Origin of the sequence: Metabacillus indicus LMG 22858 (assembly GCF_000708755.2) — a bacterium.
Classification (GTDB): domain Bacteria; phylum Bacillota; class Bacilli; order Bacillales; family Bacillaceae; genus Bacillus_P; species Bacillus_P indicus.
In genome coordinates this window covers 454,568-469,898 of record NZ_JGVU02000006.1, presented here as the reverse complement: position 1 = coordinate 469,898, position 15,331 = coordinate 454,568, and the positions used below count along the sequence as shown (strand labels likewise).

19 protein-coding genes and 1 pseudogene are annotated in these 15,331 nt (G+C 46.2%); 18 read left to right on the top strand and 2 right to left on the bottom strand.

All coding sequences use genetic code 11. The features are described 5' to 3' along the window. Window positions 1-8 precede the first annotated feature (8 nt). Entirely contained in the window at window positions 9-992 is a 984-nt protein-coding gene (locus AZ46_RS16845; protein ID WP_029284761.1) for an LCP family protein, read from the bottom strand. Window positions 993-1,006: 14 nt separating this feature from the next. Beyond that, window positions 1,007-1,642, bottom strand: a complete 636-nt coding sequence (locus AZ46_RS16840; RefSeq protein ID WP_029284759.1) for a YigZ family protein — start codon at window positions 1,640-1,642, stop codon at window positions 1,007-1,009. Between the two features lie 148 nt (window positions 1,643-1,790). Between AZ46_RS16840 and AZ46_RS16835 the strand changes: the two genes are divergently transcribed. From AZ46_RS16835 to flaG, 18 genes and pseudogenes are all read left to right on the top strand, one after another. After that, window positions 1,791-2,948 carry a sensor histidine kinase gene (locus AZ46_RS16835; RefSeq protein WP_029284757.1) on the top strand — a complete coding sequence of 386 codons (1,158 nt, stop codon included), beginning with the start codon at window positions 1,791-1,793 and terminating at the stop codon, window positions 2,946-2,948. Between the two features lie 72 nt (window positions 2,949-3,020). Beyond that, window positions 3,021-3,704 (top strand): response regulator, encoded by a 684-nt coding sequence (locus AZ46_RS16830; protein WP_029284755.1) that lies wholly within the window; start codon window positions 3,021-3,023, stop codon window positions 3,702-3,704. Between the two features lie 183 nt (window positions 3,705-3,887). Then, complete coding sequence (locus AZ46_RS16825) at window positions 3,888-4,730, top strand: DegV family protein (protein ID WP_029284753.1); 843 nt, start codon at window positions 3,888-3,890, stop codon at window positions 4,728-4,730. Between the two features lie 214 nt (window positions 4,731-4,944). Beyond that, window positions 4,945-5,130 (top strand): hypothetical protein, encoded by a 186-nt coding sequence (locus tag AZ46_RS16820; protein ID WP_029284751.1) that lies wholly within the window; start codon window positions 4,945-4,947, stop codon window positions 5,128-5,130. Further along, window positions 5,127-6,581 carry a DEAD/DEAH box helicase gene (locus AZ46_RS16815; protein WP_029284749.1) on the top strand — a complete coding sequence of 485 codons (1,455 nt, stop codon included), beginning with the start codon at window positions 5,127-5,129 and terminating at the stop codon, window positions 6,579-6,581. Before AZ46_RS16820 ends, AZ46_RS16815 begins: the two co-directional genes overlap by 4 nt. Window positions 6,582-6,661: 80 nt before the next feature. After that, complete coding sequence (gene comFB, locus AZ46_RS16810; RefSeq protein WP_029284747.1) at window positions 6,662-6,937, top strand: late competence protein ComFB; 276 nt, start codon at window positions 6,662-6,664, stop codon at window positions 6,935-6,937. After that, complete coding sequence (locus AZ46_RS16805) at window positions 6,934-7,623, top strand: ComF family protein (RefSeq protein WP_029284745.1); 690 nt, start codon at window positions 6,934-6,936, stop codon at window positions 7,621-7,623. Before comFB ends, AZ46_RS16805 begins: the two co-directional genes overlap by 4 nt. Window positions 7,624-7,678: 55 nt before the next feature. Further along, complete coding sequence (locus AZ46_RS16800) at window positions 7,679-8,095, top strand: TIGR03826 family flagellar region protein (protein ID WP_029284743.1); 417 nt, start codon at window positions 7,679-7,681, stop codon at window positions 8,093-8,095. Window positions 8,096-8,160: 65 nt separating this feature from the next. Next, window positions 8,161-8,418 carry a flagellar biosynthesis anti-sigma factor FlgM gene (flgM, locus tag AZ46_RS16795; protein WP_029284741.1) on the top strand — a complete coding sequence of 86 codons (258 nt, stop codon included), beginning with the start codon at window positions 8,161-8,163 and terminating at the stop codon, window positions 8,416-8,418. Between the two features lie 17 nt (window positions 8,419-8,435). Beyond that, window positions 8,436-8,918: a flagellar protein FlgN gene (locus AZ46_RS16790; RefSeq protein ID WP_029284739.1), complete on the top strand. Its 483-nt coding sequence runs from the start codon at window positions 8,436-8,438 to the stop codon at window positions 8,916-8,918. Between the two features lie 18 nt (window positions 8,919-8,936). Next, window positions 8,937-10,457 carry a flagellar hook-associated protein FlgK gene (gene flgK, locus AZ46_RS16785; protein ID WP_029284737.1) on the top strand — a complete coding sequence of 507 codons (1,521 nt, stop codon included), beginning with the start codon at window positions 8,937-8,939 and terminating at the stop codon, window positions 10,455-10,457. Window positions 10,458-10,467: 10 nt separating this feature from the next. After that, on the top strand, window positions 10,468-11,349 hold the full coding sequence (flgL, locus tag AZ46_RS16780) for a flagellar hook-associated protein FlgL (protein WP_029284734.1): 882 nt from the start codon (window positions 10,468-10,470) through the stop codon (window positions 11,347-11,349). Between the two features lie 43 nt (window positions 11,350-11,392). Further along, window positions 11,393-11,947: a DUF6470 family protein gene (locus AZ46_RS16775; RefSeq protein ID WP_029284732.1), complete on the top strand. Its 555-nt coding sequence runs from the start codon at window positions 11,393-11,395 to the stop codon at window positions 11,945-11,947. A gap of 18 nt (window positions 11,948-11,965) precedes the next feature. After that, window positions 11,966-12,394: a flagellar assembly protein FliW gene (gene fliW, locus AZ46_RS16770; RefSeq protein WP_029284730.1), complete on the top strand. Its 429-nt coding sequence runs from the start codon at window positions 11,966-11,968 to the stop codon at window positions 12,392-12,394. Beyond that, window positions 12,394-12,612, top strand: coding sequence for a carbon storage regulator CsrA (csrA, locus tag AZ46_RS16765; protein WP_029284728.1), 219 nt, complete (start codon window positions 12,394-12,396; stop codon window positions 12,610-12,612). Before fliW ends, csrA begins: the two co-directional genes overlap by 1 nt. 177 nt (window positions 12,613-12,789) lie before the next feature. Beyond that, window positions 12,790-13,998, top strand: a complete 1,209-nt coding sequence (locus AZ46_RS22525; RefSeq protein WP_029284726.1) for a flagellin N-terminal helical domain-containing protein — start codon at window positions 12,790-12,792, stop codon at window positions 13,996-13,998. Between the two features lie 344 nt (window positions 13,999-14,342). Further along, window positions 14,343-14,459 (top strand): annotated as a pseudogene (locus AZ46_RS16755) (flagellin); the annotation flags it as partial. A gap of 528 nt (window positions 14,460-14,987) precedes the next feature. Then, complete coding sequence (gene flaG, locus AZ46_RS16745; RefSeq protein WP_152554765.1) at window positions 14,988-15,320, top strand: flagellar protein FlaG; 333 nt, start codon at window positions 14,988-14,990, stop codon at window positions 15,318-15,320. Window positions 15,321-15,331: the final 11 nt, after the last annotated feature.

Sequence of the window (15,331 nt, the reverse complement as noted above, 5' to 3'; positions counted from 1 at the left end):
TGACTTAGTCAGGGGGTTGTTTTGTCTGCTTCAAGATGCTGTTTCAGTTCTGATTGGATGGTGATGATGCTCTCTTCTGACGGGATGAAATAGTAACCGCCTCCGATTGTTGCATCAGAGCCTTCTAATGTTAACTGGTCAATGTCTTTGGAATTGAAGTTTTTATACTTGTTTGCAAAAGCAAGACCTTCACTGACCCGTATGTTGGTTTCGACATTTTGTCCGATATGCCGTGAAACATCATCAATCTTTAATAAGTTGTTCGGTTTTAAAATTGAGTCAATGGTGGACATAACAATCTGTTTTTGTCTGTCGTTTCTGCCAAAGTCACCACGGGGATCCCGTTTTCTCATTCTTGCGTAGGCAAGTGCTTCTTCACCGTCAAGCTTTGCCTTTCCCTCTTTAAAATATATCTTTTGGCGCGGTTTTGTATCGGTATATTCCCAGAAATCAAACGGAACGTCTACTGTAACGCCTCCTACTTCATCAACAATTTCTTTAAATCCTTCGAAATTTACGGTTGCATAGTAGTCAATCGGGATATTCAGCAGGTTTTCAACCGTATCGATTGTTGTCTCGATTCCGCCTTTTCCATAAGCTGAGTTTATCTTGCTTGATCTTCCGGTTCCAGGTATTTCAACTCGAGTATCACGAGGGATGCTCAGCAGTTTCATGTTCTGGGTTTTTGGATTGAATGTTCCGACCAGAATAGAATCAGTTCTTCCGCCTTGACCGCCGCTTGAGTAGTCCTCTACACCAATAAAAAGAATGGAGACCGGGTCATTGCTCAGCTGAACTTCCTGTTCTCTCAGTTTGGACTTGTTGCCGCGCTCAAGTTCAGTATATGATTCATTTGCTGCCTGGTAGGTTGTGTAAAAAAGGTATCCGAAGTATGCACCCGAAATAATTGCTATAAGGAGCAATAACCCTAGAATCCTGCGGAAAATCGAGTTCTTTCTTTTCTTTTTCTGATATCTTCTTCCATTTTCCATGTTGTATTTCTCCTTCAATTAAGATCTTGCTCTAAATAAGTGACAAGGCCCTCTGTAATTTCTCCCTGGCCGTTTGTCAGCTCAGTCATCCATTCTGTAAATGCTTCTTTCTGGCCCTCGTCAGTGTAGGTCTCAACCTCAACGGTATCTAGGTAGTGGATCTCTTTGAGCTGAAAGCGGGAGTTTCTCAGTTCGTTCTCCACTTTTCCGAGCCATGTATAATCAATCTTAGTATGCATCACACGGGTCAACTTACGCTCCACAATGCCGATTTCATTTAATGCTTCTGATACCGAGCTTCCGTATGCGCGGATCAGACCGCCTGCGCCGAGCTTGATGCCGCCGAAATAACGCGTCACGACTGCGACTGTATCTTTCAGCTGCCTTTTTTTTAGAACTTCAAGGATGGGCACTCCTGCTGTCCCGCTTGGTTCTCCGTCATCGTTTGCCTTTTGGATGTGATCCTGTTCCCCAATCAGATAGGCGGAACAGTTGTGCGCTGCGTCCCAGTGCTTCTTTTTGATTTCCTGAATGAAGGCTTGTGCCTCTTCTTCTGTTTCAGCACGGGTAAGATAACAAATAAAACGGGATTTCTGTATGGATATTTCATGCTCTCCGTATCCTTTTACGGTATAATAGTGTGAAAGCATGCTTGTACACCTCCTTAAAGGGTTGCAGAAGGCAGCATATTTTTTAAAAATTTTCAAAAGCCATTCTTCTATTATAAAGCGACAAAATTTTCACTTCAATCATTATATTGTGTGAAGTTTATTTTAACCCATTAGCGGAGGAGATATAGTGGACTCCAAGAAGCTCGACTGCAAAGTGCTCGATCAGATTCTGGATAAAATGGTAAAAACGGTGGACGGCAGCAAAGGCGAGATTTTTAAGATCGGCGAACAGTCCCGCCATCAATATGAATCACTCGTCGAAGAGTTAAAGCAAATCAAAATACAGGTGAATGATGTCATTGAGCAGGGCGACAAACTCGAGGTGCATGCGAGATTCGCCAGAAAGCGCCTTTCAGAGGTCAGCAAGCACTTCAAGCAGTTCAGTGAAGAGGAAATCCGGGAGGCGTATGAGAAGGCCCACAAGCTTCAGGTAGAGCTGACGATGCTGCAGCAGAAGGAAAAGCAGCTCAGAGACCGCCGTGATGACCTTGAGCGAAGGCTGCTCGGTCTTCAGGAGACGATAGAACGCGCTGAGGTGCTTGTCAGCCAGATTACCGTCGTCCTGAACTATCTGCATCAGGATCTGCGGCAGGTTGGCCTGCTCATTGAAGATGCCCAGCAGAGGCAGGATTTCGGCCTCAGAATTATTGAAGCCCAGGAAGAAGAGCGCAAGCGCGTTTCGCGTGAGATTCACGACGGGCCTGCACAGATGCTTGCAAATGTGATGATGCGCTCTGAGTTAATTGAACGGATTTTCAGAGAGCGCGGTTCTGAAGAAGGATTTAAGGAAATCCGCTCTTTGAGGCAGAATGTCCGGAATGCCCTTTATGAGGTGCGCCGCATCATCTATGACCTGAGACCAATGGCCCTGGATGACCTTGGCCTGATTCCTACGCTCAGGAAGTATCTGTACACGATTGAGGAGTATAACGGGAAAACACGAATCCTGTTCTCGAGCCTTGGGGAATTTGAGGAGAACCGGCTGCCGCCGCGGTTTGAGGTTGCGCTGTTCCGCCTTGCCCAGGAGGCTGTGACAAATGCCCTCAAACATGCTGAGGCCCGCGAAATACAGGTAAAAGTCGAAGTGAACCAGAATAATATTGTCCTCATGATCAAAGATAATGGAAAAGGCTTTGATACGAGAGATACCATTCAAAATCAGAAAAAGTCATTCGGATTGCTCGGCATGAGGGAGCGGGTGGAGCTCCTGAACGGAAGAATGACCATTGATTCGAAAATAGGTCTTGGGACATTCATTATGATACAGGTGCCTCTTAACGTCTGAAAAAGGAGACAAAAGGCATATTGACGGCATGACCTTGTTTTAGACTAGAATAAAAAAATGGGAGGCGTATGCATGAAGACAAGAATTGCAATTATAGACGATCACCAATTATTCCGGGAAGGCGTTAAGCGGATCCTGGATTTTGAACCAAGCTTTGAAGTTGTATCAGAAGGCGATGACGGAGAGGATGCTCTTTCAATCGTTGAGGACAGCAAGCCTGATGTCGTCATCATGGACATCAACATGCCGAAAGTAAACGGCGTGGAAGCGACAAAGCAGCTTGTAGAAGCAAATCCTGAAACGAAAGTCATTATTCTTTCCATTCATGATGACGAAAACTATGTCACTCATGCGCTGAAAACGGGAGCACGAGGCTACCTGCTGAAGGAAATGGATGCAGATACACTGATTGAAGCAGTTAAAGTTGTTTCTGACGGCGGTTCTTACCTGCACCCTAAAGTCACTCACAACCTTGTGAATGAATTCAGACGCCTCGCGACAAGCGGTTCAGGCGGAGGCACAGCCACAATCGCAACGGAAATTCGGCGTCCATTACATATCCTGACGCGCCGCGAGTGTGAAGTGCTGCAGATGCTTGCTGACGGCAAAAGCAACCGCGGCATTGGCGAAGCTCTTTTCATCAGTGAAAAGACCGTTAAAAACCACGTAAGCAACATTCTTCAGAAAATGAACGTTAATGACCGTACACAAGCTGTAGTCGTTGCCATCAAAAACGGCTGGGTGGAAGTGCGATAGAACCTGCTTCGGCGGGTTTTTTTCGTTTTGAAGTTTTTCTATATAGCAAATCCCTGTTATGATAGGTAACAGGGGTTTTTGCTGTTCACCAATTATTTACATACAAAAGTAATGAAATTTATAGCATTATCTTATAGAATGAAAGAACAAGTTGAGAAGTCGATGACAAGGAAGGTACATTTTATGAAAACGGCAATTGTTACGGACAGTACAGCTTATATACCGAAAGAAACCCGCGAGCGGCTGAACATCCATATGATCCCGCTCAGCGTTATTTTTGGCGGGGAAGTGTATCAGGAGGAAGTCGAAATTACGGCTGCCGAATTTTACGAGGAAGTCAAAAGCAAAGGTGAGCTTCCGACAACTTCACAGCCGCCCGTCGGGAAATTTGTCGAGCTGTTTCAGGAGCTTTCAAAAGAATATGACGCTGTCATCAGCGTCCACTTATCAAGCGGCATCAGCGGAACCTATAATGGAGCCGTCACTGCTGGACAAATGGCGGAAAGCATTAAAGTCTTTGCGTTTGATTCAGAAGTCAGCTGCATGGTGCAGGGCTTTTACGCGATTGAAGCGGCAGAAATGGCAGCTCTGGGCAAAACGCCTGAGGAAATTATGGAACGCTTAAACGAAGTGAAGCAGTCAATCAGCGCCTATTTTATGGTGGATGATCTTTCCCACCTGCAGCGGGGAGGACGTTTGAGCGGTGCACAGGCTTTGATTGGAAGCCTGCTGCAAGTCAAACCTATCCTGCACTTTGTAGACAAACTCATCGTGCCATTTGAAAAAATCCGCACACGCAAAAAAGCGCTCAACCGCATCTATGACCTGTTTGACGAAGAAGCAAACAAAGGCAAACCGATGCGCGCTGTCATCATTCATGCCAACCGTCCTGATGAGGCAGAGAGCATGAAAGCGGAACTCCAAGCGAAATATCCACACGTCGAATATTCGATCAGCTATTTCGGACCCGTCATCGGCACCCATTTGGGTGAAGGGGCTATGGGCCTTGGCTGGTACACGAGATAATGGAAAAGGGGTCAGTCCCTCACCGCTTTAAAGCGGTGAGGGACTGACCCCTTTCTTTTACTTCGGTAAACGAAATACAACGAAAAAAAGACGAAATTCCCACCGAAAATTTCAGTTTTTTTAATACTTTTTTTATGACAGGACTAGACAATACCTGCATTTATTCCCATACTTGGATATGTATACTTCAATATCCATTTAGAGGAGAGATAATATGCAGGAAATTGACATTCAAAAACGGTCATATCGTCACTGGACAACTCTGGAAGACCGCAAGCTGGTTGACCTGAGAAAACAGAACGTTAAATTCCGTGATATTGCCCAGCAGCTGAACAGGACACCAATCAGTGTAGAAAAGCGCTTCAGAAAAATTGAAAAAACGAAGTTCGATCAGGAGTGAGGTTTTCGGTCGTAAATGGATTGCTGAAACCCACAGAGATTGTGAGTGAAGGACTTCAGGTCGCCAAACACAGCCTCCGTGTTAGCCGAACCAATCCATCATTTTTATACTCCAAAGACCTCCAAACATACCTTCAAGGCAGATTGCTGCTCCCTGATGAGCTTCCTTTCCCCATTGCCCTAATCCAATCGCATGCTGAAAATGGCTATGTCAGCTATGAATATGGTGTCAAAGACGGAGTTTGCTACCGCTGCGGAAATAAAGATCCCCGGCTGATTCATTCCTTTTCATGCGCGAGATGCGGTGAAAGCTGCTCCTATTGCAGGGCCTGCATTCAAATGGGAAAAGTAAGCGAATGTACGCCCCTCATCAAATGGACAGGCCCGTGCCGGCCAAAGAACGAGTCTGAATCTGCAGGCCTGAAGTGGGACGGCAGGCTTTCAAGTGCTCAGCAAAAAGGATCAGACCAAATGGTTTATGCGGTAAGAAATCAGCAGGATTTACTGCTCTGGGCCGTATGCGGAGCGGGTAAAACCGAGATGCTTTTTCACGGAATAGAGGCAGCTTTATCAGAAAATAAACAAGTTTGCCTTGCTGCCCCGAGAACGGATGTCATCCTCGAGCTGACTCCGAGACTGCGTGCTGCCTTTCCAAAAGTGAAGATTGCCTCCCTGTTCGGAGGAAGTGAAGAACGCTTCCAGGAAGCGGATCTCGTGATCGCAACGACCCATCAGCTCATGCGCTTCACCGCGGCATTTGATGTTCTGATCATTGACGAAGTGGACGCCTTTCCATTTTCAGCAGACCAAAAACTCCAGTTTGCTGCAGCAAGAGCGAGAAAGCCTGACAGTTCCCTTATTTACTTGACCGCCACCCCTTCAGAAAAAATTAGAGAAGCCATCACCCTTCATGTGAAAATTCCGCAAAGGTACCACGGCCATCCGCTTCCTGTTCCTTCCTTCACCTGGTGCGGGCATTATAAACGGGCGCTTCAGAAAAAAAGACTGCCTGAACCGCTTCAGCAATGGGTCAATGCCCGTCTTGCCATAAACAGACAGGCGTTTTTATTTGTCCCCTCTATTCCTGTTCTAAAGGACGCTGTGAGAATTCTGAAAGAACAGCATACAGCGATAGAAGGCGTCCATGCAGAAGATCCGGACCGAAAAGAAAAAGTGCAGAAATTCAGAGACGGCGCCATTCCAATCATTGTGACAACGACCATTTTAGAGAGGGGAGTCACCATTCCTAATTCGGATGCGGCGGTGCTCGGGGCAGAAGCAGGTATTTTTACTGAAAGTGCCCTTGTCCAGATTGCAGGACGTGTCGGCAGAAGCGCTGCACACCCTGATGGAGATGTCCGTTTTTTTCATTATGGGAAAACAGAAGCCATGATTCGTGCCAAAAAGCATATCGAGATGATGAATTCGGAAGCTTCGAAAGTGACTTTCTGACTGTTTAGCATGTTAAATATATCCAACATTTTTACGTTGTGGCATAATCGGTTAGTAGCAGCAGGAAAGGGGACAGGAAGTTGGCTGTTAATGCAATGGAACAAATTATGTCAGACCTGTTATTTGAATATAAGCAGGCTCTTCAGATGAGCTGCACGTGCGATGAATGCCTGAATGACGTGCTCGCGCTTGTGTTGAACAGAGTCCAGCCGAGATATGTGACAGACGCCGGCAAAATCGCCTACGTCAAAGCGGAATTCATAGACAAGCAGCAGATGACGACGCTGATCGTCAAGCTCGCGGAGTCGGCGAAAATGGTATCTGACATGCCGCGCTGCCGCAGAGGCGAAGAATGAGCCTTTGTCTGATTTGCGCAGCAGAGCTTGCACAAACGGTTACGTGGAGAAGCGTTTTTTTCTTGGAAAAGGAAGAAGCATGCTGCTCAGAATGCTTTGATAAATTCACTCTGATCGAAGGACCGGTCTGTCGAACCTGCGGCCGGCCTCAGGCAGATGAACAAACCTGTTATGACTGTGAAAGGTGGCAGTCAGACCCTGAACTCGGCCCCGTCCTCACAAGTAACCGCTCGGTTTACCACTACAATGACTGGATGAAAGATGTCATCGCCAGGTACAAATACAGGGGTGACGCAGCATTAGTTCGCGTCTTTCAAGACTCCTTCCGCCAAGCTTTCCTTCAGAACTTTAAAGAGGCCGGCCTCATCGTTCCGGTCCCTCTCAGCAGCCAAAGACTTTATGAACGCGGATTTAATCAGGCACTCCTCCTCGCTGAACTTCTCGGACGCCCCGTCCTTTCACCCTTAAACCGCAAACATCTTGAAAAACAATCCAAAAAAACCCGCGAAGAACGCCTCCAAAGTGAAAATGTCTTTTTTATCGAAAACCCTTCAGACATTCACTCAAAACACATCCTTTTAATTGATGATATCTACACAACAGGCACGACAATCAGGCATGCAGCAAACGTGCTGATTCAAAACGGTGCAAAAAAGGTCTCCTCCTTAACTCTCGTCAGAGGCTAAACGTTTTCAAAAACGAACCGATATTAATGATATATAGTACAATGATAGGAGAATTATTGTGGAACTATCAAATTGTCCGGAATGCTACTCATTATTTGTCAGAACACCGTTTAAAACAGTATGCGATACGTGCCATAAAAAAGAAGAGCGTCATTACGAAGCGGTTTACAGCTTTTTAAAACAAAGCAGGAACCGGACAGCTACACTGGTCACAACGGCAGAGGAGACAGGAGTTTCTGAAGACCTGATTCTGAAATTTATCAGACAGGGAAAGATCCAGCTCGCCAATTTCCCGAATCTTGGCTACCCGTGCCAGAAATGCGGAACGCTGATCAGGGAGAACAAGCTGTGCCTCACATGTTCAAAAGACTTGAAAACTCAGCTGTTTGACTTAGAGCGGGAGGAAGAACGCCGTCAGAAAGTCACAGAAGAGAAAGCGACTTTCTATACCTTTCAGCCCAAAAACAAGTAAGACTGTTAATGCCCGGCAAAAAGGGCCGATAAAGATATCATCAAAGGAATGGAGGAGGATAAGAGATGAAAATCAATCATCTGAATTCAGCTTCAATCAATCCCTACCAAAGAAGTGCGGAAAAACAGCAGCTTCCGCAGGCTGCACAGAAACAGGATAAGGTAGAGATCTCATCCAAAGCGAAAGAACTTCAGCAGCAGAACAGCATCGATGCCGCAAGACAGGAAAAAGTGGCAGCTCTGAAAAAACAAATTGAAAGCGGCACTTACCAGCCTGATCCAAAAGCTGTGGCCGAAAGCCTTTTTAATCACTATAAGAAATAGAACCAGGGGGATTTGCCGTGTCAGCACAGCCGTTAATTTTTAAACTCGAGAAGCTTCTCAGGCTTAATCAGCAGCTTCTGAAGCTAGCCGAAGCCAAAACAGAAGCCCTGAAAAAAGAAGATCTGGCTGTGCTTCAGCAAACCCTGAAGCAGGAACACATCTGCGTAAGCGCTATTAAGCTTGCAGAGAAAGAGCGGATCCCGCTCACCTCAGCCTATCTTGGCAGAGATCATGATCTGACACTGTGGGCATGCATCGAAAAAGCAAAGGGAGAAGACAAGGTCCAGTTTGAGCAGCTTTTATCCGACCTGACAGATGTCATGGACAAGCTGAAACAGGCAAACAAGCTGAACCAGCAGCTGACCGTTCAGGCCCTTCAGTTTGTCTCCCTGTCTCTTGATATGCTCATGCCTAAGGAAGAGTCCCCGGCCTACAAGCCTCCGGGCTTATCTGCAGCAGCTCAGCCGAAACGAAAATCGTTATTTGATTCAAAAGCATAAAGCTCGGAGGAATGAACCATGCGCTCGACTTTTTCAGGTCTTGAAATTGCCAAAAGAGGAATGTTTACGCAGCAAAGCGCCCTTAATACAACAGGCCACAATATTGCCAATGCCAACACGCCGGGCTACACAAGGCAGCGTGTGAACTTTGAACAGACGGAGCCCTATCCGAACGCATCCATCAACCGCCCCCATATCCCGGGGCAAACCGGAACCGGCGTTCAGGCAGGGACAATTGAACGTGTGCGCGACAGCTTTCTGGACACGCAGTTCCGCTATGAAAACAACAAAAGTGGATACTGGGATTCCCGCGCCGATGCTCTTCTGAAGATGGAAGAAATCATGAATGAACCGTCTGAGACCGGTCTCTCCAAAACGTTTGACCGTTTCTGGCAGTCGACGCAGGATCTGGCCCTAAACCCGACGAATGCAGGCGCCCGTTCGGTTGTGCGCGAGAGAGGAAAAGCGGTAGCGGAAACGTTCCACTATCTTTCTACTTCTCTAAAAGCAGTTCAGGGTGAGCTGAAAAGCGAAATCCAGGTTTCTCTCAAAGAAATCAATTCACTTGCAAAGCAGATTAACAGCATCAACAAGCAAATCTCGGAAGTTGAGCCGCACGGCTATCTGGCGAATGATTTGTACGATGAGCGGGATCGTCTGCTTGATCAGCTTTCGGGGATGGCTAACGTGAAAATTTCCTATGAAAAAAGCGGAGGAAATGCACTTTCGATTGCAGAAGGATCCGTTTCTATTGAAATCGTAGACGCCGGAGGCAAATCACTCGGGACCCTAGTAGACGGCAAAACGAAAGCAGTGAATGAAATAAGCGTCGGGTATTCTTCTGTAAACGGCCTTGCTGATACCGTCTCGATCGGAGGGACGGCTTTAGATGTGAGAGATTTCGGCAGCGCGGGCAAGATCCGCAGTTTAATTGATTCGTACGGATACAATGACGGCGGTTCTGCTAAGGGAGTTTACCCGGAAATGCTTCAGCAGCTTGACCAGCTTGCCTACAGCTTTGCAATCGAGGTAAACAAAGTTCAAGAAGCAGGCCATAGTATTAAAAGAATTGAAGAGGGCGGAACAAGCAGCTCACCATTCTTTGATCTCGGCAGCCTGACAAATCCTCCTGAAGGTGCCGCTGCCCTTATTCAGCTGCACCAGGACATTCTCGATTCGACCGACAACATCGCAGCCTCCTCCAATGGAAACATCGGAGACGGAAAAAATGCATTGGCACTTGCCGAAGTGAAAAATCAGACGTTTTTCATTGGCGGAAAAACGACGACCATCCAGGACTTCTACGAAAGTCTTATTGGCGGAATGGCTGTTGATGCCCAGGAAGCAAACCGCTTTTCAAGCAACACAGATGTCCTCCGGTCGGCTGTTGACCAGCGCCGCCAGTCGGTTAGTGCTGTGTCACTCGATGAAGAAATGACAAATATGATTCAGTTTCAGCATGCCTATAATGCTTCGGCGAAAATGATCTCGCTGCAGGATGAGATGCTTGACACCATTATCAACGGATTAAGAAGGTAGGTGAAAAACCATGCGCGTCACACAAAGTATGATTGCAGCCAATTCTCTCCGCAACTTAAGTAAAAGCTATGAGAAAATGGGGACATATCAGGATCAGCTGGCCACGGGCAAAAAGATCAACCGACCATCAGATGATCCGGTCGTTGCCATGAAAGGCATGCACTACCGCACAAACCTGACGGAAGTTGAACAATACCAGCGAAACATTTCCGAAGCCTATCAGTGGATGGAGAACTCAGAAGCGGGCATAGAGCAGGGCACACAGGTTCTGCAGCGTGTCCGTGAACTTGTCGTGCAGGCAAGCAACGGCACAAACAGCCCGGAGGACCTTAAAGCGATCGGCGCTGAAATCAAGCAGCTGAAAGAGGACCTGGTCGGGTCAGCCAATACCAAGGTAGCGGGGAATTACATTTTCAACGGAACGGAAACGAAAAAGGCTCCAGTGACACTGAATGATGACGGTACGGTAACCGTTCTCGTTGATAAATCTCCGTTTGAAGTAGAAGTGTCAAAAGGGGTTTCATTAAAAGCGAATATCAATTCAGATAACGTATTCAGCGAAGACTTGTTTGCGGTAGTTGGATCGATTGAAAAAGCAATGTCATCAGGTGATGCGTCCGGCCTGGACGGACTGCTTTCAGACCTTGACGGGAAAATGGACGCCATGACCGCTGAACGCGCGGAGCTTGGCGCACGGTACAACCGTCTTGAGCTGATCGAAGACCGGGTGATGAAGCAGGAGGTTGTGTCTACTCGTATTCTTTCAGAAAACGAAGACGCAGACCTTGAGAAAGTCATCATGAGTCTCACCGCTCAGGAAAGCCTACACAGAGCTGCCCTTTCAGTCGGTGCGAGAATCATTCAGCCTACGCTTATGGACTTTTTACGATAAAGCTATCTTTTAGAGAGATAGCTTTTTTACTAGGAGTGAAATAATGAACATTCCTCAAATCAGACTTGAGAGCAGGTTTACCAAAATCGGAATCGAAACGGTGAACGCTAAGCTCTCCATTGAACAGAAGCCAGCTGACCTTTCCATTCAGCAGCCGAAGGCAGAGCTGTCCATCCGGACCACACCGGGCAAGCTCACAATTGACCAGACCAAAGCGCGGGAAGATGTCGATTTGAAGCATATTTCAAAGCGCATCGAAGAAGCTGCCGATATGGGCAGGCAGGATGTTCTCTCCGGAATTGCAAGACGCATCAGGCAGGGTGATGAGCAGATGCGGATTGAAAACGGCGGCCGTCCTCTGACTGCCCAGGCAAAGACGAACAGCGGGCGCCCGGAGAAGCAATTCAACATCGGCTTTATCCCGTCGCATTTCAGTGTGAAGCTTGCCTATCAGCCTGCAGAGGTTGAGATTGATGTGAAGACGAATGAACCCGTCATTGAAAGCACGCCTAATAAGCCGGTCATAGACTATGAGGCCGGAGACGTGAACATTCATCTCGCTGAGAGAAATCAGCTGAAAATTGATTTTGTCATTTAACAGAAAGGAACGTGAAGCATGGTTTTCAAAACGAAGTACCACGGAACGGTCGATGTTGATGAAGGCGAAAAACTGAAGTTCGAGCATGGCATACCCGGCTTTTTGGATGAAAGCTCGTTTATCCTCTTGCCGCTTGAAGAGGATTCCTCCTTTTTCATTCTTCAGTCAGTTCAGAGCCCGTCCACTGCCTTCGTCGTCACAAGTCCGTTTTTCTTTTTCAAAAACTATGAATTTGAGATAGACGAAGCCTCAAAAGAAGCCCTGTCCATTGAAAGTGAAAAAGACGTTGAAGTCTATGTCATCCTGACCGTAACAGATCCCTTCAATGCTTCAACCGCCAATCTCCAGGGACCGGTCATCATCAACCGAAAACAAAAAACAGGCAAGCAGCTCATCCTGAGTGGAACAGACTACACAACCAAACACCGCCTGTGGGAGGAAGCCTGATGCTCGTACTCACAAGAAAAACAGGGGAAGCCATCAAAATCGGCGACGATATCGAGATCTCCGTCATCTCCATCTCAGGCGACCAGGTCAAAATTGGCATCAACGCCCCAAAACACATCGAAATCCACCGGAAAGAAATCTACCTTTCCATCCAGGAAGAAAACAACAAAGCGGCGGACGTAACACTCGACCTCTTATCACAGCTAAGAAACAGATAACCTTAAGCACATTAGCTTGAGGTTTTTTTATGATTTTTTTCCCTCTTCTATTAAACAATACCTCTCCCTGTCGATATAAAAAGTGTCAGGCAGGGCTGCAGACGGCCGGCTCGGCCCAGTCTGACACCTTCCACAAGGACGTGGAAGAAAACAACCATTTCAAGGAGGAAATTTGTAATGAGAATTAATCATAATATTGCGGCTTTAAATACTTATAATAAGTTGAACAGTGCTTCTGCTGCTCAATCTAAATCAATGGAAAAATTGGCTTCTGGTCAGCGTATCAACCGTGCTGGTGACGATGCAGCTGGACTTGCGATTTCTGAGAAAATGCGTGGGCAAATTCGCGGTTTAGACATGGCTTCTAAAAATGCTCAAGATGGTATTTCTTTAATTGCAACCGCTGAAGGAGCTTTAAATGAAACACACAGTATCCTACAACGGATGAAAGAATTGTCTACTCAAGCTTCGAACGATACCAATACAACTGCTGACCGCGGTGAAATTCAGAAAGAAATGAACCAATTAACTTCTGAAATCAATCGGATTGGAAATACTACAGAGTTTAATACTCAAAAATTATTAAATGGTACAAAAACTGGAGCCGGTTCACCAGCAGTACCAGCTAATCCAGGCTCACCAGCTACTACTCTATCTTCAGCAACAAACATGACAGCTGATGTTGGTAACATGGCAACAGGTAATATGACACTACAAGGAACATATTCAGGTGCTACTAACACCACTCTTACTGTAGAAAAAACGGCTACTGGTTATTCAATTGATGGTGGGGTAACTGACGCTCTTACAGATGCAGCAATTGGTGGAGGCACAACAACTTTTACAACAGATGGTATGACTGTTGATGTAAGTAGTGTTGCAAGTGCTACAACTGGAGATTCATTCACTTATTCTCTAAATGCTGAGGTAACAGCAACTCCAGGAAGCCCTGCTACTCCAGGTGGAGCAGTTTCTCTCCAAATCGGTGCTAACCAAGGGCAACAATTCTCAGTGGAAATTAATGATATGCGTTCTGCTGCTCTAGGAGTTTCAGGAACTACTGGTGGTGCAACTGCAACTGGTATTGATTCAAATGATGCGGTTACAGGTGCTAGTTTCACTGCAACTGGTGCAACTAATCAATTAACAGATGCTAGCGCATCTGGAACCCCAGAATATGCTTTAGACCTTTCAAGCTCAACCAAAGCAAGTGCAGCAATTAAAGTTGTTGACCAAGCTATTGCTTCAGTTTCTGCAGAACGTTCTCGTTTAGGTGCTTACCAAAACCGTCTAGAACACACAATCAACAACCTAGGAACATCTTCTGAAAACCTAACTGCTGCGGAATCTCGTATCCGTGACGTAGATTATGCTTTAGCTGCCTAAGAGCAGTGACAAGCACAGTCGTCCTGGCTGGTAACGGCTAGTGAGTATTATCGGGTGAATTGCTGGAAACCCCTTAGAGCTTTTCTTACCAAAACGTAGTTGGAAACGACAAGCGTGATGGTTTGACAAAAGAAAAGATTGGGCAATCAGCAGCCAAGCTCCTGTCTCGAAAGAGTGGAGAAGGTTCAACGACTAGGATATACCATCTAAGGCGAATGCTATGATGATGAAATCCATAGGTGAAGCAATGTATCATCAGCATTGTGAATCCGAAGTGCCCGACCCCTACTTGAAAATATGAGGGTGAAGATATAGTCTGGTCATTTATGAAAGTAAATGTTCGCACGATGGCGAAAGAAATGATGAACCAAACAAAGAATTCTATTCTTTCTCAAGCAGCACAAGCAATGCTGGCTCAATCCAATCAGATGCCTCAAGGGGTTTTACAACTCTTGAGATAATGATTGAAGGGCGTCTAGTTTGGTAACGAACTAGAGTATAACTGGGTGAATTGCTGGAACTTCCTAAAGCTTCCTCAACCACAACGTAACTGGAAACGGTCAGCGTGAAGGTATGAAAATGATGAAGATCACACAATGGATAATCAGCAGCCAAGCTCCTGGGAGGAAACTCTGGAGAAGGTTCAACGACTAGAGAAGACGGTCTACGGCGCAAGCTATGATTATGAATCTCGTAGGGCAGTGCAAACTGTTCGAAGTGCCCAGCCCCTGAATGATCAGGGTGAAGATATAGTCTATTCTATGACCGAAAGGCATAGCGGCAAAGCAAGCCAACCAACAACCACAAGGTGTTCTTCAATTACTTCGTTAATTGGATCAAAGACTCTAGCCCAGCTAGGGTCTTTTCTGCTTGCAATTTTTCTCCAAAATTGCAAAACATTTAAGCCCAATTTTAACTCCCCAAACCTTCAAATCTCCCCAATCCCTCCGATATAACCAATAGAACATTTATCCAAGGAGCGACCCATCATGATGATTGAGAAAATGTCATCCCAGCCTGGTCCGCGCATCTCAGAAATTGACACGAAGCCCGTAACCATACAAGAAGGAAGTAAAGAAGAATATATTCCTGCTTTTCCGAAAGAAGAGATTGAAAAAGCGGTGATCAGCATCAATGAGTTTCTACAGCCGGCGAATACGTCGATTCAGTTTCAGCTGCATGAGAAGCTGAATGAGTATTATGTGACGGTGGTAGACAGTCAGACGAAGGAAATTGTCCGGGAGATTCCGTCGAAGAAGATGCTGGATTTGTACGCAGCATTAACGGAGTTCCTGGGATTTGTAGTAGATAAGAAAATTTAGAGAGGTGAAGG